Origin of the sequence: Enterobacter sp. RHBSTW-00901, from assembly GCF_014103115.1 — a bacterium.
GTDB classification, from domain to species: Bacteria; Pseudomonadota; Gammaproteobacteria; order Enterobacterales; family Enterobacteriaceae; genus Enterobacter; species Enterobacter cloacae_P.
Genome location: NZ_JABXPB010000001.1, coordinates 3,617,704 through 3,635,630, shown reverse-complemented (window position 1 = coordinate 3,635,630; position 17,927 = coordinate 3,617,704). Strand labels below are relative to the sequence as shown.

13 protein-coding genes are annotated in these 17,927 nt (G+C 55.1%); 8 read left to right on the top strand and 5 right to left on the bottom strand.

What is annotated here, in order from left to right; genetic code table 11:
• The first annotated feature begins 25 nt into the window (after positions 1-25).
• Together rapA and rluA are read left to right on the top strand one after the other, a co-directional pair.
• Positions 26-2,932, top strand: coding sequence for an RNA polymerase-associated protein RapA (gene rapA / locus HV318_RS17515; RefSeq protein ID WP_182273719.1), 2,907 nt, complete (start codon positions 26-28; stop codon positions 2,930-2,932).
• Between the two features lie 12 nt (positions 2,933-2,944).
• The gene (rluA, locus tag HV318_RS17510; RefSeq protein ID WP_182273718.1) at positions 2,945-3,604 is read left to right on the top strand and encodes a bifunctional tRNA pseudouridine(32) synthase/23S rRNA pseudouridine(746) synthase RluA; all 660 of its coding nucleotides are present in this window, start codon (positions 2,945-2,947) and stop codon (positions 3,602-3,604) included.
• 30 nt (positions 3,605-3,634) lie between these two features.
• Here the strand turns inward: rluA and djlA are convergent, their stop codons facing one another.
• The gene (gene djlA / locus HV318_RS17505) at positions 3,635-4,453 is read right to left on the bottom strand and encodes a co-chaperone DjlA (protein ID WP_182273717.1); all 819 of its coding nucleotides are present in this window, start codon (positions 4,451-4,453) and stop codon (positions 3,635-3,637) included.
• 239 nt (positions 4,454-4,692) lie between these two features.
• Here djlA and lptD point away from each other — a divergent pair, with 239 nt between their 5' ends.
• Genes lptD through apaH form a run of 6 tightly spaced genes read left to right on the top strand, consistent with a single transcriptional unit; the run spans position 4,693 to position 11,422 of the window.
• Positions 4,693-7,044: an LPS assembly protein LptD gene (gene lptD, locus HV318_RS17500; RefSeq protein ID WP_182273716.1), complete on the top strand. Its 2,352-nt coding sequence runs from the start codon at positions 4,693-4,695 to the stop codon at positions 7,042-7,044.
• A gap of 53 nt (positions 7,045-7,097) precedes the next feature.
• On the top strand, positions 7,098-8,384 hold the full coding sequence (gene surA, locus HV318_RS17495) for a peptidylprolyl isomerase SurA (RefSeq protein WP_182273715.1): 1,287 nt from the start codon (positions 7,098-7,100) through the stop codon (positions 8,382-8,384).
• Positions 8,384-9,370: a 4-hydroxythreonine-4-phosphate dehydrogenase PdxA gene (gene pdxA, locus HV318_RS17490; RefSeq protein WP_182273714.1), complete on the top strand. Its 987-nt coding sequence runs from the start codon at positions 8,384-8,386 to the stop codon at positions 9,368-9,370. The genes surA and pdxA overlap by 1 nt, the downstream gene beginning before the upstream one ends.
• Entirely contained in the window at positions 9,367-10,188 is an 822-nt protein-coding gene (gene rsmA / locus HV318_RS17485) for a 16S rRNA (adenine(1518)-N(6)/adenine(1519)-N(6))-dimethyltransferase RsmA (protein WP_182273713.1), read from the top strand. Before pdxA ends, rsmA begins: the two co-directional genes overlap by 4 nt.
• A gap of 3 nt (positions 10,189-10,191) precedes the next feature.
• Positions 10,192-10,569 carry a Co2+/Mg2+ efflux facilitator ApaG/CorD gene (apaG, locus tag HV318_RS17480; protein WP_182273712.1) on the top strand — a complete coding sequence of 126 codons (378 nt, stop codon included), beginning with the start codon at positions 10,192-10,194 and terminating at the stop codon, positions 10,567-10,569.
• Positions 10,570-10,573: 4 nt separating this feature from the next.
• A complete protein-coding gene (apaH, locus tag HV318_RS17475) occupies positions 10,574-11,422 on the top strand; it encodes a bis(5'-nucleosyl)-tetraphosphatase (symmetrical) ApaH (protein ID WP_182273711.1) in 849 nt (282 codons plus the stop codon).
• A gap of 39 nt (positions 11,423-11,461) precedes the next feature.
• Here apaH and folA read toward each other — a convergent pair whose 3' ends face one another.
• The 4 genes from folA to carB all read right to left on the bottom strand — a co-directional run bounded on the left by folA (position 11,462) and on the right by carB (position 17,912).
• Complete coding sequence (gene folA / locus HV318_RS17470; protein ID WP_008502023.1) at positions 11,462-11,941, bottom strand: type 3 dihydrofolate reductase; 480 nt, start codon at positions 11,939-11,941, stop codon at positions 11,462-11,464.
• A 114-nt stretch (positions 11,942-12,055) separates the two neighbouring features.
• Positions 12,056-13,921 (bottom strand): glutathione-regulated potassium-efflux system protein KefC, encoded by a 1,866-nt coding sequence (kefC, locus tag HV318_RS17465; RefSeq protein WP_182273710.1) that lies wholly within the window; start codon positions 13,919-13,921, stop codon positions 12,056-12,058.
• On the bottom strand, positions 13,914-14,444 hold the full coding sequence (gene kefF, locus HV318_RS17460) for a glutathione-regulated potassium-efflux system oxidoreductase KefF (RefSeq protein ID WP_182273709.1): 531 nt from the start codon (positions 14,442-14,444) through the stop codon (positions 13,914-13,916). Before kefF ends, kefC begins: the two co-directional genes overlap by 8 nt.
• 243 nt (positions 14,445-14,687) lie before the next feature.
• Positions 14,688-17,912 (bottom strand): carbamoyl-phosphate synthase large subunit, encoded by a 3,225-nt coding sequence (gene carB, locus HV318_RS17455; RefSeq protein WP_182273708.1) that lies wholly within the window; start codon positions 17,910-17,912, stop codon positions 14,688-14,690.
• Positions 17,913-17,927: the final 15 nt, after the last annotated feature.

The window sequence follows — 17,927 nt, the reverse complement described above, 5'->3', positions numbered from 1 at the left end:
AATTAAAGATTAGAGCCGAACATATATGCCTTTTACACTTGGTCAACGCTGGATCAGCGATACAGAAAGCGAACTTGGACTGGGAACTGTGGTTGCAGTCGATGCGCGCATGGTCACCCTCCTTTTCCCTGCCACTGGTGAAAACCGCCTGTACGCTCGCAATGACTCCCCTGTTACCCGTGTGATGTTCAACCCGGGCGACACCGTGACCAGCCATGATGGCTGGCAGCTGAAGGTTGAAGACGTAAAAGAAGAGAATGGACTGCTCGCCTACATCGGCACTCGTCTGGATACCGACGAGGCCGATGTCATCCTGCGCGAAGTGCTGCTCGACAGCAAACTGGTCTTCAGTAAGCCGCAGGATCGCCTGTTTGCCGGGCAAATCGACCGCATGGACCGCTTCTCCCTGCGCTATCGCGCACGTAAGTTCCAGAGTGAACAGTACCGCATGCCGTGGAGCGGCCTGCGTGGTCAACGCACCAGCCTGATCCCACACCAGCTGAATATTGCCCATGACGTGGGCCGTCGCCATGCGCCTCGCGTGTTACTGGCAGACGAGGTCGGCCTGGGTAAAACCATTGAAGCAGGCATGATCCTGCATCAACAGCTGCTTTCCGGCGCGGCCGAACGCGTGCTGATTGTGGTACCGGAAACCCTGCAGCACCAGTGGCTGGTGGAAATGCTGCGCCGCTTTAACCTGCGCTTCTCGCTGTTTGACGACGAGCGTTATGCCGAAGCACAGCACGACGCTGACAACCCGTTTGAAACGGAACAGCTGGTGATTTGCTCCCTGGACTTCGTCCGCCGCAGCAAGCAGCGCCTTGAGCACCTGTGTGATGCGGAATGGGATTTGATGGTGGTCGATGAAGCGCACCACCTGGTCTGGAGCGAAGAGGCCCCAAGCCGCGAATACATGGCGATTGAACAACTTGCCGAGCGCGTACCTGGCGTCCTGCTGCTGACGGCAACGCCAGAGCAGCTGGGTCTGGAGAGCCACTTTGCGCGTCTGCGCCTGCTTGACCCAAACCGTTTCCACGATTTTGAGCAGTTTGTTGAAGAGCAGAAAAACTACCGTCCGGTCGCTGATGCCGTTGCGTTGTTGCTGGCAGGTAACCGCCTTTCTAATGACGAACTGAATACCCTGAGCGATCTGATTGGCGAGCAGGATATCGAACCGTTGCTGCAGGCGGCCAACAGTGACGGTGACAACGCCGAATCTGCACGCAAAGAGCTTGTCGATATGCTGATGGACAGGCACGGCACCAGCCGCGTGCTGTTCCGTAACACCCGTAACGGCGTGAAAGGCTTCCCGAAACGCGAACTGCACACCATCAAGCTGCCGCTGCCGACCCAGTATCAGACGGCCATTAAAGTGTCCGGCATTATGGGGGCACGCAAAACGCAGGAAGAGCGCGCACGCGACATGCTCTACCCGGAGCAGATCTACCAGGAATTTGAAGGTGATACCGGAACCTGGTGGAACTTCGACCCGCGCGTTGAGTGGCTGATGGGTTATTTGACCGCTCACCGCTCCCAGAAAGTGCTGGTGATCTGCGCTAAAGCAGCCACCGCGCTGCAGCTGGAGCAGGTTCTGCGCGAACGCGAAGGTATTCGCGCCGCCGTGTTCCACGAAGGGATGTCGATTGTCGAGCGTGACCGTGCGGCAGCCTGGTTCGGTGAAGAAGACAGCGGCGCACAGGTTCTGCTGTGTTCTGAAATCGGTTCTGAAGGCCGTAACTTCCAGTTTGCCAGCAACCTGGTGATGTTCGATCTGCCGTTTAACCCGGATCTGCTGGAACAGCGTATCGGCCGTCTGGATCGTATCGGTCAGGCGCACGATATTCAGATCCACGTCCCGTATCTGGAAAAAACCGCCCAGTCCGTTCTGGTACGCTGGTTCCACGAAGGTCTGGATGCGTTTGAACACACTTGCCCAACCGGCCGCACAATTTACGATCAGGTGCATTCCGATCTGATCGCGTACCTGGCTGCACCGGAAAGCAGCGACGGATTCGATGAGCTGATCAAATCCTGCCGCGAGAAGCACGATGCGCTGAAAGCACAGTTGGAACAGGGGCGCGACCGCCTGCTGGAGATCCACTCCAACGGCGGCGAAAAAGCGCAGGCACTGGCTGAAAGCATTGAAGAGCAGGATGATGACACCAGCCTGATCAGCTTCTCCATGAACCTGTTCGACATCGTCGGCATTAACCAGGACGATCGTGGCGAGAACATGATCGTTCTGACCCCGTCCGATCATATGCTGGTACCGGATTTCCCTGGCCTGCCGGAAGATGGCTGCACCATCACCTTTGAACGTGATGTGGCGCTGTCCCGCGAAGATGCCCAGTTTATTACCTGGGAGCACCCGCTGATCCGCAATGGACTGGATCTGATCCTCTCTGGCGACACCGGCAGCAGTACCATTTCGCTGCTGAAGAACAAAGCGCTGCCAGTGGGTACTCTGCTGGTGGAGCTGATCTACGTTGTGGAAGCGCAGGCACCAAAACAGCTGCAGCTCACCCGCTTCCTGCCGCCAACGCCAGTGCGTCTGCTGCTGGATAAAAACGGCACCAACCTGGCAGCCCAGGTCGAGTTCGAAAGCTTTAACCGTCAGCTGAGCGCGGTAAACCGCCATACGGGCAGCAAGCTGGTCAACGCAGTACAGCAGGACGTACACGCCATTCTGCAACTGGGCGAAACCCAGGTAGAAAAAGCGGCCAGAGCGCTGATTGATGCCGCACGCACCGAAGCCGACGAGAAACTCTCTGCGGAGCTGTCACGTCTGGAAGCGTTGAAGGCGGTGAACCCAAACATCCGTGACGATGAACTGGCTGCAATCGAAAGTAACCGTCAGCAGGTGCTGGAAAGCCTGAATCAGGCAAGCTGGCGTCTGGATGCCCTGCGTCTTATCGTTGTGACGCATCAGTAAACGGAGCGCAAGATGGTAATGGAGCCCTACAATCCACCGATGGATCCCTGGCTGGTCATTCTGTATCAGGATGAACACATCATGGTGGTCAACAAGCCGAGCGGCCTGTTGTCCGTGCCGGGGCGACTGGATGAGCACAAAGACAGCGTGATGACGCGTATTCAGCGTGATTATCCTCAGGCTGAGTCCGTTCACCGACTGGACATGGCCACCAGCGGCGTGATTGTGGTGGCTCTGAACAAAGAGGCGGAACGCGAGCTGAAGCGTCAGTTCCGCGAGCGCGAGCCGAAAAAGCAGTATGTCGCGCGTGTCTGGGGCCACCCGGCACAAGCGGAAGGACTGGTGGATTTACCGCTGATTTGTGACTGGCCTAACCGCCCGAAGCAGAAAGTCTGTTATGAAACCGGCAAGGCTGCCCAAACCGAATATGAAGTGCTGGAGTACGCGCCGGATAACACCGCGCGCGTCTTGCTGAAGCCGATCACCGGACGCTCACACCAGCTGCGTGTACATATGCTCGCGCTGGGCCACCCGATTCTGGGAGACCGTTTCTACGCCCCGCCAGAAGCGCTGGCGATGGCGAGCCGTTTGCAGCTGCATGCGCAAACGCTCACCATTACCCATCCGGTTTTTGGTAACGCAATGACGTTTAAAGCCCCGGTGGACTTCTAAAAAAATGGCCCGACGCTGTCGGGCCATTTTTTATTTAAAACCTTTCTGCTCTTTTATCAGCTCGTACGCTTTCTGGATTTCCTGCGCTTTTTGCTTCGCCATCTCCATCATCTCTGGCGGTAAACCTTTCGCGACCAGTTTATCCGGGTGATGTTCACTCATCAGCTTACGATAGGCGCGCTTGATGGTGGTGGCATCATCCGTTGGCTTCACGCCGAGCACGTTACAGGCATCTTCCAGCGTCGGGCCACGCTGCGCCTGCTGCCAGCCGCCACCGGAAGACTGTTGTTGCTGATAGCCACCGCCAAACTGTGCACCACCCTGCATCATGCGCAGGAACTGGTCGAACTGCATGCGGGAGATCCCCAACTCTTCGGCAATGACATACAACACATCACGTTCATTAGGATGAAGGGAACCGTCTGCGAACGCCGCCTGAATTTGGATCTCCAGAAACATCCGAATTAAATCAAAACGGCCAAAACAAATGCTGCGGAACTGACGCATTTTTTCGCGCAGTGGATAGTTATCAGATTTACCGATACGAAACGCATTTTGCGCCGCCAGACGTGACTCGCCGTGCAGATTCATACGATCCATAAAAACGCTGGCGATCTGGATATCCGCCTCGGTCACACGTCCTTTTGACTTGGTTAAGTGCCCCATCACCTCAAAAGTGGTGGAGAAAAACAGCGCCTGACGCTCGCGCTGGTTGGCAAACCAGGCCATTTTGCGACTGCGTGCCTTATCAAACATATGACCGATAATGAGGCCCAGTACGATCCCCCAGAACCCGGCACCCATCATTATTGCGAACGCAACGCCGATTATTTTACCCCAATACTGCATATACTCCCCGGATAGTCATGTTCCTGGTCGACGCAACGCCATCATCACCGTGGTCAAGCCGCGGTCAATTGAAGGACATCGCCTATAATTTGCTTTATCATACTCGTCATTCGATAGCGAGCCTAACACTCTGGCGCGCAAACGGGCAGGATTAACGCTGGTACTGCGCTGATGAGTAAGATAGTCTCTGAGCGTTTGTAAGCCGTAGCCACTGATGACGGAACAATAAAATATAACGTATGAAAAAACGTATCCCCACCCTCCTGGCCACTATGATTGGCTCCGCCCTGTATAGCCATCAGGGGCTGGCTGCCGATCTCGCCTCGCAGTGTATGCTTGGCATCCCAAGTTATAATCGCCCACTGGTGCAAGGCGATACAAATAACTTGCCGGTAACCATTACAGCCGACAGCTCAAAAGGTACTTATCCTGACAATGCGACCTTTACGGGCAATGTCGATATTAACCAGGGCAATAGCCGTCTGCAGGCCGACGAAGTGCAGCTGCACCAGAAGCAGCCGGAAGGCGCTGTTGAACCTGTTCGTACCGTCGATGCGCTGGGTAATGTGCACTATGACGACAATCAGGTCATCCTGAAAGGTCCGAAAGCCTGGTCCAACCTGAACACCAAAGATACCAACGTCTGGGAAGGTGATTACCAGATGGTGGGTCGTCAGGGGCGTGGTAAAGCAGACCTGATGAAACAGCGCGGCGAAAACCGCTATACAATCCTGGAAAACGGCACCTTTACCTCATGTCTGCCGGGTTCCAACACCTGGAGCGTCGTGGGCAGCGAAGTTATCCACGACCGCGAAGAACAGGTTGCAGAGATCTGGAACGCCCGTTTTAAACTCGGTCCGGTACCTGTTTTCTATAGCCCTTACATGCAGCTTCCGGTAGGCGACAAACGTCGCTCAGGTTTCCTGATCCCCAATGCCAAATACAGCACCACGAACTACTTTGAGTTCTACCTGCCGTATTACTGGAACATCGCGCCCAACATGGACGCCACGATTACGCCGCACTATATCCACAAGCGCGGCAATATCATGTGGGAAAACGAATTCCGTTACCTGACTCAGGCGGGTACAGGTCTGATGGAACTGGATTACCTGCCATCAGATAAAGTCTTCCAGGATGAACATCCGACCGAAGGCGATAAACACCGCTGGATGTACTACTGGCGTCATGCCGGGGTAATGGACCAGGTCTGGCGTTTTAACGTTGACTACACCAAGGTCAGCGATCCGTATTATTTCAACGACTTTGACTCTAAATACGGTTCCAGTACTGACGGCTATGCCACGCAGATATTCAGTGCTGGCTATGCCATCCAGAATTTTAACGCGACCGTGTCGACCAAACAGTTCCAGGTCTTTAACACCCAGACCTCGAGCACCTACGGTGCTGAACCGCAACTGGACGTGAACTGGTACCAGAATGACGTCGGGCCGTTCGACACCCGTATTTACGGCCAGGCAGTGCATTTTGTTAACACCAATTCCACCATGCCAGAAGCCACGCGTGTACACCTGGAGCCAGTCATCAGTTTACCGTGGTCTAACGACTGGGCGAGCCTGAACACCGAAGCCAAGCTGATGGCAACCCACTATCAGCAAAAGAATGTTGATGATTACAACACCACCAATAATGCGCATCTTGAAGAGTCGGTAAACCGTACGCTGCCGCAGTTCAAGATGGATGGTAAACTGGTTTTCGAACGCGATATGGCAATGCTGGCCGAAGGGTATACCCAGACGCTTGAACCACGTATGCAGTACCTGTACGTCCCTTATCGCGACCAAAGTAACATCAATAACTATGACTCTTCGTTACTGCAGTCAGACTACAGCGGTCTGTTCCGCGACCGTACCTACGGCGGTCTTGACCGTATCGCATCAGCGAACCAGTTAACGACAGGGGTCACAACGCGCGTTTATGATGAATCCGCCGTTGAACGTTTTAACGTTTCTGTTGGTCAAATCTACTATTTCACCGAGTCCCGTACTGGTGATGACAACATTAACTGGGAGAAAGACAACAAAACGGGTTCACTGGTTTGGGCTGGCGACACCTACTGGCGCATGACCGACCGTTGGGGTTTACGCGGCGGTGTGCAGTACGATACGCGTCTTGACAATATTGCGACAAGCAGCGCGGCGATCGAATATCGTCGTGATGAAGACCGCATGGTGCAGTTAACGTATCGTTATGCCAGCCCGGAATATATCCAGGCAACTCTGCCGAACTATTCCACCGCAGAGCAGTATAAAAACGGGATTTCACAGGTCGGTGGAGCAGCAAGTTGGCCAATCGCCGATCGCTGGTCAATCGTCGGTGCCTACTACTTTGACACAAATGCCAATAAATCAGCTGACCAGATGTTGGGTCTGCAATATAACTCCTGCTGTTACGCGATTCGTTTCGGCTACGAACGTAAGCTTAACGGCTGGGATACTACAAACAATCAGAGCAAATACGATAACGTGATTGGCTTTAACGTCGAGTTACGCGGCCTGAGTTCCAACTACGGTCTGGGCACTCAGAAGATGCTACGCTCGAACATTCTGCCGTACCGTACTTCTTTGTAATGTGCTTGATTTGCAACGTAATCCGCTCTGCGGTTAATTGAAATGGAAAAAGTATGAAGAACTGGAAAACGCTGCTGCTTGGTGTCGCTTTAGTTGCGAATACCAGCTTCGCGGCCCCCCAGGTTGTTGATAAAGTCGCCGCAGTGGTTAACAACGGCGTCGTACTTGAAAGTGACGTTGACGGCTTGATGAAATCTGTAAAGCTCAACTCGGGCGAAGCAGGGCAGCAACTTCCGGATGACGCAACGCTGCGCCACCAGATCCTGGAACGTCTGATCATGGATCAGATTATCCTGCAAATGGGTCAGAAAATGGGGGTGAAAGTTAGTGACGCGCAGCTCGATCAGGCGATCGCTAACATCGCGAAGCAGAACAACATGAGCATGGATCAGATGCGCAGTCGTCTGGCCCATGATGGCATCAGCTATGCCACCTACCGTAATCAGATCCGCAAAGAGATGCTGATTTCGGAAGTGCGTAACAATGAAGTACGCCGCCGCGTCACTATTCTGCCTCAGGAAGTGGATGCTCTGGCAAAACAGGTGGGTAACCAGAATGATGCCAGCACAGAACTGAACCTGAGCCACATCCTGATCCCACTGCCAGAGAACCCAACGTCCGATCAGGCCGCTGAAGCAGAAAGCCAGGCGCGTTCTATCGTTGATCAGGCACGTAAGGGTGGTGACTTCGGCAAACTGGCCATCACCTACTCTGCAGACCAGCAGGCGCTGAAAGGCGGCCAGATGGGCTGGGGACGTATTCAGGAGCTGCCATCCATCTTTGCTCAGGCGCTGAGCACGGCGAAGAAAGGCGACATTGTCGGTCCAATTCGCTCTGGTGTGGGCTTCCACATCCTGAAAGTGAACGATCTGCGCGGTCAGAGCCAGAGCATTTCCGTCACGGAAGTGCATGCTCGCCACATCCTTATGAAGCCGTCACCAATTATGACTGACGACCAGGCACGTGCGAAGCTGGAACAGATTGCAGCCGACATCAAGAGTGGTAAAACCTCCTTTGCGAATGCAGCAAAAGAGTTCTCTCAGGATCCCGGCTCTGCTAACCAGGGCGGCGATCTGGGCTGGGCAGCAGCAGATATCTACGATCCTGCGTTCCGCGATGCGTTGATGAAGCTGAATAAAGGCCAGATGAGCGCGCCGGTACATTCCTCCTTTGGCTGGCATCTGATCGAGCTGATGGACGCCCGCAACGTCGATAAAACGGACGCGGCCCAGAAAGACAGAGCCTACCGTATGCTGTTTAACCGTAAGTTCTCTGAAGAAGTGGCAACCTGGATGCAGGAACAACGCGCCAGCGCTTACGTGAAAATACTGAGCAACTAATGAAACAGCATCGTGTTGTTATCACTCCCGGCGAACCCGCCGGGATTGGGCCTGACCTCGTTGTCCAGCTTGCCCAGCGCAGCTGGCCGGTAGAACTGGTCGTCTGTGCAGATGCAACACTGTTACAAGACCGGGCAAAACTGCTCGGTCTGCCTTTGACGCTCATCCCGTACGTTGAAGGTCAACAGCCCACTCCGCAACAGGCAGGCACGCTCACGCTGCTTTCAGTCCCGCTTCGAACTCCCGTCGTACCCGGTCAGCTCAGCACGGAAAACGGTCACTACGTTGTCGACACGCTGGCACGCGCCTGTGACGGTTGCCTGAAGGGCGAGTTTGCCGCGCTGGTGACCGGCCCCGTGCACAAAGGCGTCATCAACGAAGCTGGCATACCGTTTACCGGACACACCGAGTTCTTTGAAGAGCGCTCGCACAGCCCGAAAGTGGTGATGATGCTGGCAACGGAAGCGATGCGCGTTGCGCTGGTAACGACCCATCTGCCCATCAAAGCCATTCCTGATGCCATCACCCCTGAACTCCTGCGTGAGATCATCGGGATCTTGCATCATGATCTGCAGACCAAATTCGGCATTAAGCAGCCGCACGTGCTGGTCTGCGGCCTGAATCCGCATGCCGGTGAAGGCGGGCACATGGGGACGGAAGAGATCGATACCATTATTCCGGTGCTCGACGAAATGCGGGCGAAAGGGATGAACTTAAGTGGGCCACTGCCTGCAGACACCCTTTTCCAGCCTAAATACCTGGATAATGCCGATGCTGTGCTCGCGATGTACCACGATCAGGGCCTGCCCGTGCTAAAATACCAGGGCTTTGGCCGTGGCGTGAATATCACCCTCGGTTTACCTTTTATTCGAACGTCCGTTGACCACGGTACTGCGCTGGATCTGGCAGGCCTGGGAAAAGCGGATGTCGGCAGTTTTATTACGGCGCTTAATCTCGCCATCAAAATGATTGTTAATACTCAATGACTAATCGAGTCCATCAGGGCCACTTAGCCCGTAAACGCTTCGGGCAAAACTTCCTCAACGATCAGTTCGTGATCGACAGTATCGTGTCTGCCATTAATCCGCAGAAAGGCCAGGCAATGGTCGAAATCGGCCCAGGTCTTGCCGCACTGACCGAACCCGTTGGTGAACGTCTGGACGAACTGACCGTTATCGAACTCGACCGGGATCTCGCTGCTCGCCTGCAAACGCACCCGTTCCTGGGGCCGAAGCTGACTATTTATCAGCAGGATGCCATGACCATGAACTTCGGCGAACTGTCAGCAAAAATGGGCCAGCCGTTGCGCGTGTTTGGTAACCTGCCCTACAACATCTCCACTCCGCTGATGTTCCACCTGTTTAGCTATACTGATGCCATTGCCGACATGCACTTCATGTTGCAAAAAGAGGTTGTTAACCGTCTGGTTGCAGGGCCGAACAGTAAAGCGTATGGTCGTTTAAGCGTGATGGCACAATATTTCTGCAATGTGATCCCGGTGCTCGAAGTACCGCCATCAGCCTTCACACCACCACCGAAAGTGGACTCTGCGGTTGTGCGTCTTGTACCGCATAAAACGATGCCGTACCCGGTCAAAGACCTGCGCGTACTGAGCCGCATTACCACAGAAGCCTTTAACCAGCGCCGTAAAACGATCCGTAACAGCCTGGGCAATCTGTTTACCGTTGAAGTGTTAACTGAGTTGGGTATCGACCCGGCAATGCGTGCAGAAAATATTTCCGTAGAACAGTACTGCAAGCTGGCTAATTACATCAGTGAAAATGCGCCTCCGAAGGAGAGTTAAGCCATGATTGATTCGCCCCGCGTATGTGTCCATGTACAAAGCGTCTATGTTGAGTCCCAGTCTTCACCGGATGATGAACGTTTTGTCTTTGCTTACACCGTGACCATTCGCAATCTGGGGCGGATGCCTGTGCAACTGCTTGGGCGTTACTGGCTTATCACCAACGGCAATGGCCGCGAAATTGAAGTTCAGGGCGAGGGTGTGGTCGGTGAACAACCCCATATCGCCCCTGGCGAAGAGTATCAGTACACCAGCGGCGCGGTGATTGAAACGCCGCTGGGTACTATGCAGGGCCATTATGAGATGGTCGACATCGATGGCAATCCGTTCCGCATTGCTATTCCTGTATTCCGTCTCGCCGTTACAACACTCATTCACTAATCCAATGTCTACATATCTGATTGGCGACGTTCACGGTTGCTACGATGAACTGATCGCATTATTAAAACAGGTCGACTTCACGCCAGGACAAGATATGCTCTGGCTGACGGGCGATTTAGTTGCGCGCGGCCCAGGCTCCCTTGATGTTTTGCGCTTCGTAAAATCACTGGGCGACAGCGTACGTATGGTGCTGGGCAATCACGATCTGCATCTGCTGGCGGTTTTCGCCGGGATCAGCCGTAACAAGCCTAAAGACAGGCTCTCTACGCTGCTGGATGCGCCAGATGCCGATGACCTGCTCAACTGGCTACGCCGCCAGCCGCTACTGCAGATCGATGAAGAGAAAAAACTGATCATGGCACATGCCGGGATCACCCCTCAGTGGGATCTCGAAACGGCAAAAATCTGCGCGCGTGACGTTGAGGCGGTCCTGGCAAGCGACTCTTATCCTTTCTTCCTCGATGCCATGTACGGTGATATGCCGAACCACTGGAGCGAAGATCTCAGCGGTCTGGCACGTCTGCGTTTTATCACTAACGCCTTCACGCGCATGCGTTTTTGCTTCCCGAACGGGCAGCTGGATATGTACTGCAAAGACACGCCAGACAGCGCACCAGCGCCGCTCAAACCGTGGTTTGCTATCCCAGGGCCCGTCACAAACGAGTACAGCGTGGTGTTTGGTCACTGGGCGGCGCTTGAAGGTAAAGGCACCCCGGAGGGGATCTACGGTCTTGATACCGGATGCTGCTGGGGCGGGGATTTGACCTGCTTACGCTGGGAAGATAAAGCTTACTTTGTTCAGCCGTCCAACCGGCAGCTGGACTTAGGAGAAAGTGAGGCGGTCGCCTCCTGAAGGATCCCCTCTCCCCTATGGGGAGAGGGTTAGAGAGACTTAGCGACGTTCCAGAATCTCGAAGCAGTAGCTGTGTGAGTTCTGCGCATCCGCGTCGTGGAATTCGCTGAACACAGATTCCCACTCATCTGGATCGTAATCCGGGAAATGAGTATCCCCTTCCACTTCCGCATCAATGTGAGTCAGATACAGCTTCTGCGCTTTTGGCAGAAATTGTTCGTACACACGACCGCCACCGATCACCATGATCTCTTCGGCATTACCACATGCAGCAATGGCCTCGTCGACGGATTTTACCCATTCGACGCGATCGTCAGTGCCTGGCTGGCTACTGATCACGATGTTCTTACGTCCTGGCAGTGGGCGACCAATCGACTCCCAGGTCAGGCGGCCCATCACTACCGGCTTGTTTAACGTTGTACGTTTAAACCATGCGAGATCGGCAGGCAGGTTCCACGGCATGGCATTTTCCATGCCGATAACGCGGTCTACCGCCAGCGCGGCAATCAGACTGATCATTGAAAATTTCCCGGATGCAAAAAATTGCCGCCACTATACGGAAAGCTTAATCTTTCGTCGACTGGCGGCAGGGTAAAGAAACAGAAATTTTTTAATATTGCTGGCAACTCCACTTCACACGGAAGGTTTACTCTCCGGTTCGTCCTCCGGGTTACCGGTATGCTTGCCCTCTTCCGTGCCCTGCCAGCCATGACGCTGGATCAGCGACAGGTGATTACGATCCTCATTAATGATTTCTGTCAGCATCGCGCTGGTGCGTTTAAACACGGCGGCACGTTCTGATGCGGTGCTGCCAGCCATCGCCGCCATCTCCTCTACCATATCGGTATTAAAACGGCGGAACAGGTCAGCACGTTCACGCGCTTCATACGCCCCCAACCCCAGACTTTCCAGCGCCATTCGGCCAGATTTGAGCGCACCTTCGAACGTTTCACGCTCTGGCGCGTCCACCCCGGCCTGCCGCAGCTGGATGTAATGATCCACATCGCGCGCACGCGAGATAATGGTCAGATTCGGGAAATGCTCTTTCACCAGTTCCACCAGCTGTATGCTGGTCTGCGGATCGTCGATGGCGTTAATCAGCACCTCGGCCTTCGCTGCCCCAGCCGACTCCAGCAGATCGACGCGGGTCGCGTCACCGTAAAAGACCTTCATGTCGAATTTACGCAGGGTATCCACATGGTCAGGATCGTGGTCGAGGATCACCATTTTCACCCCACTCGACAGCAATAAACGACCGGTGATCTGCCCGAAGCGGCCAAAACCAGCGATGATCACCCGAGGCTGCTCTTCGTCAATCTCATCAGCTTCGCGCTCCTGCTCGCTACCCGATGCTTCCAGACGCGTCAGCAATACCAGCAGGATCGGGGTTGCCGCCATCGACAGCGCCACGGCAAGCGTTAACGCTTTCGCCCACTCAGGATCAAGTACATTAGCCATCTGCGCCGCACCAAAGACCACGAACGCAAATTCACTCCCCTGCCCAAGCAACACGGCGAACCAGCGGCGCTGTTTATTGGGTACCTTCAGCGGACGGGCAATCAACCACAGCATCGCCATTTTGATTACCAGGAAACCGACCAGCAGGATGATGATCCGCAGCGGATGCGTCATCAGCGTGCCAAAGTCGATAGACATCCCTACGCCGATGAAGAACAGCCCCAGCAGCAGTCCTTTGAACGGCTCAATATCGCTTTCCAGTGCGTGACGGTATTCAGAACTTGCCAGCAGAACCCCTGCCAGGAACGCACCCATTGCCATCGACAGCCCGGCTTCTTCCAGCAGCAGACCAAAGCCAAACACCAGGAACAGGGCGACGGCACTGAACACTTCGCGCAGACCCGAACGGGCAACAAAGCGCAATAATGGACGGGTAACGTACCGACCTAACAGAATAACCAGCGCCAGCGCCCCGATAACCTTCAGCGCCGACAGCGCAAATGCACCGAGCGTTGTGGATGCTCCACTGGCGGCCAGCAGCGGGATCATCGCCACCAGCGGAATGGCGGCAATATCCTGGAACAACAGCACGGAAAACGCACTGCGCCCCATCTGAGAAACCGTCAGGTTACGCTCGTTCATCGCCTGCATGGCAATCGCCGTGGAGGAGAGTGCCAGCGTCATGCCGATAAGCTCCGCGACTTTCCACTCCATCCCCAGCAGGATACAGAACCCACCCAGCAGCAGGCCACAGGCCAGCATCTGCAATGCACCACCGCCAAACACCGAGGCACGCAGTTTCCATAAACGCTGCGGATCCAGCTCCAGGCCAATGACAAACAACATCAGCACAACGCCAATTTCCGCAAAATGCAGAATCGCCTCAGCATCCGTGACCAGGCGGAAACCCCACGGCCCAATGATGCACCCGGCAATCAGATAACCCAGCACAGACCCCAGCCCCAGACGAACCGCTACGGGCACAATCAGGGCCGCCGCACCGAGGTAAATCAGCGCCTGTATCAGCGTATGGCTATCCATTGTGCACCTCCTGCCACTCCAGTAAGCGTTGTTTGTAGTGGCGAGCCTGCGCCTGTAACGTTTCATCGTCACAGACAAAAGTGCAGTGCATCGCGAAAGGAGGCAGCCAGGTAAGGCCGCAGTACAGCGCGGTCGCCTGGAGTGGCTGTGCCAGCACCTCAAAACCCGGGAAAGCACCGATATCGAAGTGGCTTTCACCGCCGCCAGTGGTGACGGCCCACATCAGGCTTTTGCCCTTCAGCGCATTGCCGTTGTGGCCATACGCCCAGCCATGCGAGAAGACTTTGTCGATCCACAGCTTAAGAAGCGGAGGGGTGCTGTACCACTGCATTGGGTGTTGCCAGATAATCAGATCGGCACGAGCGAGCGCTTCCTGTTCAGCGGCGATATCGATATTAAAATCGGGATACAGTTGATAGAGGGAACGTATCTCTACGTTTTCAAGCGTCCGTACTTGCTCAAGCATTCGCTTATTCGCGTGCGAGTGCTGCGGATAAGGATGCGCATAAATTATCAGAATCATTCATTAGCCTGTTGTTTTACTGCTTTCTTTTCTCAAAAGAGTGTAGTCAGTAATCCACAAGGCTAATAGTGAAGATTATTGACGGGTTAACGCCAGAAATCTGAACAAGTTATTCAGTTCGCCCTATTATCAGAAAAATGTCGTTATCGATCAAAAGCTAACTGGCTGAGCAGAAATGGAAAAGCAGAAGGTTCTGAAGGGGGGATCATGCCCGGCAACCGTGTGTCGCCGGGCATTTTTTATTTACTTGCTAATTTGCGCGTGCATTTCCTGCACCGAAATTACCTTCTCGGTGGCATCCGCATTCAGCGCCATCGCTGTTGCGAAACCGCCGTTCAGGGTGGTGTCGTAATGCACTTTGTACTGCAGCGCGCTGCGGCGAATCAGCTTGGAGTCTTCAATCGCCTGGCGGCCTGCGGTGGTGTTGATGATGTAGGTGTATTCGCCATTCTTGATACGATCCTGAATGTGCGGACGACCTTCATGCACCTTGTTCACCAGACGCGGGTTAATGCCCGCTTCACCCAGCACAATTGCCGTACCGTGGGTTGCATCCAGCTCGAAGCCCTGTTTCAGCAGCTTGGCGGCCAGGTCAACCACGCGCTCTTTATCGCCTTCGCGAACGGAAAGCAGCGCACGGCCCGTTTTCTTCATGGTGGAGTTACTGCCCAGCTGCGCCTTCGCGAAGGCTTCTGCGAAGGTGCGACCCACGCCCATCACTTCCCCGGTAGAACGCATTTCTGGCCCTAACAGCGGGTCAACGCCCGGGAATTTGTTGAACGGCAGCACCACTTCTTTCACTGAGTAGTACGGCGGGATAATTTCTTTGGTCACGCCCTGCTGAGCCAGCGTCTGGCCTGCCATCACGCGCGCCGCCACTTTCGCCAGCGGAACACCGGTGGCTTTGGAGACGAACGGTACGGTACGCGCCGCACGCGGGTTCACTTCGATCAGGTAGACTTCGTTGTCTTTTACCGCGAACTGGACGTTCATCAGACCACGAACCTGCAGCTCGAAGGCCAGTTTCTGTACCTGCTGGCGCATCACATCCTGAATTTCCTGGCTCAGGGTGTACGCAGGCAGAGAACAGGCAGAGTCACCGGAGTGTACGCCCGCCTGCTCGATGTGCTCCATGATGCCGCCAATCAGCACCATTTCGCCGTCGCAGATGGCGTCGACGTCAACTTCTACCGCATCGTCCAGGAAGCGGTCGAGCAGGACTGGCGCATCGTTGGAGACGCTGACTGCAGTCTGGAAGTAACGACGCAGGTCGGCTTCGTCGTAAACGATTTCCATCGCGCGGCCGCCCAGGACGTAGGAAGGACGCACCACCAGCGGGTAACCAATCTCTTTGGCTTTCTCTACAGCCATCTCAATCGCGGTCACGGTGGCGTTTGCCGGCTGTTTCAGCTTCAGACGGTCAACCGCCTGCTGGAAACGCTCACGGTCTTCTGCACGGTCAATGGCATCCGGGCTGGTACCGATAACCGGCACACCAGCGGCTTCCAGCGCGCGCGCCAGCTTCAGCGGCGTCTGGCCACCGTACTGCACGATCACGCCTTTCGGCTTCTCGATACGCACGATTTCCAGCACATCTTCCAGCGTTACCGGCTCGAAGTAGAGGCGGTCGGAGGTGTCGTAGTCGGTAGATACGGTTTCCGGGTTACAGTTGACCATGATGGTTTCGTAACCGTCTTCGCGCAGCGCCAGAGAGGCGTGTACGCAGCAGTAGTCGAACTCAATACCCTGACCGATACGGTTTGGCCCACCGCCCAGTACCATAATTTTGTCGCGGTCGACGGATGGGTTCGCTTCGCACTCGTCTTCATAGGTGGAGTACATGTACGCGGTGTCGGTCGCGAATTCTGCCGCACAGGTATCCACACGTTTGTAGACCGGGTGCAGATTATACTGGTCACGCAGCTTGCGGATTTCCGCTTCGCGCACGCCCGCCAGTTTTGCCAGACGCGCATCGGCGAAGCCTTTACGCTTCAGCACGCGCAGGAAGTCTGCGTCCAGGCCATTAATACCCTGCTCTGCGACCTGTTCTTCCAGACGCACCAGCTCTTCAATCTGTACCAGGAACCAGCGGTCGATGTTGGTCAGGTTGAACACGCCATCGACGGACAGGCCAGCACGGAAGGCATCAGCGATGTACCAGATACGCTCTGCACCGGCGTCTTTCAGCTCGCGGCGGATTTTAGTCAGCGCTTCCGGGTCGTCCAGGCTCACTTTCGGGTCAAAGCCAGTCGCGCCCACTTCCAGGCCGCGAAGGGCTTTCTGCAGGGATTCCTGCTGGGTGCGGCCAATCGCCATCACTTCGCCCACAGATTTCATCTGGGTCGTCAGACGGTCGTTCGCACCGGCAAATTTTTCGAAGTTGAAGCGTGGAATTTTCGTCACAACGTAGTCGATGGACGGTTCGAAGGACGCAGGAGTGCGGCCACCGGTGATGTCGTTCATCAGTTCATCGAGGGTGTAACCCACCGCCAGTTTCGCCGCCACTTTGGCAATCGGGAAACCGGTGGCTTTCGAGGCCAGCGCGGAAGAACGGGACACTCGCGGGTTCATTTCGATAACAATCAGACGGCCTGTTTTCGGGTTCACCGAGAACTGAACGTTTGAACCGCCGGTTTCCACGCCGATTTCACGCAGTACCGCCATCGAGGCGTTACGCATGATTTGGTATTCTTTGTCGGTCAGCGTCTGAGCAGGCGCAACGGTGATGGAGTCACCGGTGTGAATACCCATCGCATCGAAGTTCTCGATAGAGCAAACGATGATGCAGTTGTCGTTTTTATCACGCACCACTTCCATCTCGTACTCTTTCCAGCCAATCAGCGATTCATCAATCAGCAGCTCTTTGGTTGGGGAGAGATCCAGACCGCGTTCGCAAATCTCTTCGAACTCTTCGCGGTTGTAGGCGATGCCGCCACCGGTACCGCCCATCGTAAAGGATGGACGAATAATGCACGGATAGCCCACGTCAGCCGCCACGGCCAGCGCTTCTTCCATGTTGTGTGCGATACCAGAACGCGCTGTATCGAGGCCGATTTTTTTCATCGCCACGTCGAAGCGGCGGCGGTCTTCTGCTTTATCAATCGCGTCGGCAGTCGCACCAATCATGGTCACGCCAAACTCTGCCAGCACGCCCTGACGCTCCAGCTCCAGCGCACAGTTCAGCGCCGTCTGGCCGCCCATTGTCGGCAGAACCGCGTCCGGACGCTCTTTTTCGATAATTTTGCGTACCACTTCCCAGTGAATTGGCTCGATGTAGGTCGCATCAGCCATTTCCGGGTCGGTCATGATGGTGGCCGGGTTAGAGTTCACGAGGATGACGCGGTAACCCTCTTCACGCAGGGCTTTACACGCCTGCGCACCGGAGTAGTCGAATTCACAGGCCTGGCCGATAACAATCGGGCCAGCGCCAAGGATCAGGATGCTTTTTATGTCTGTACGTTTTGGCATTGTCTTCTCAGCTCC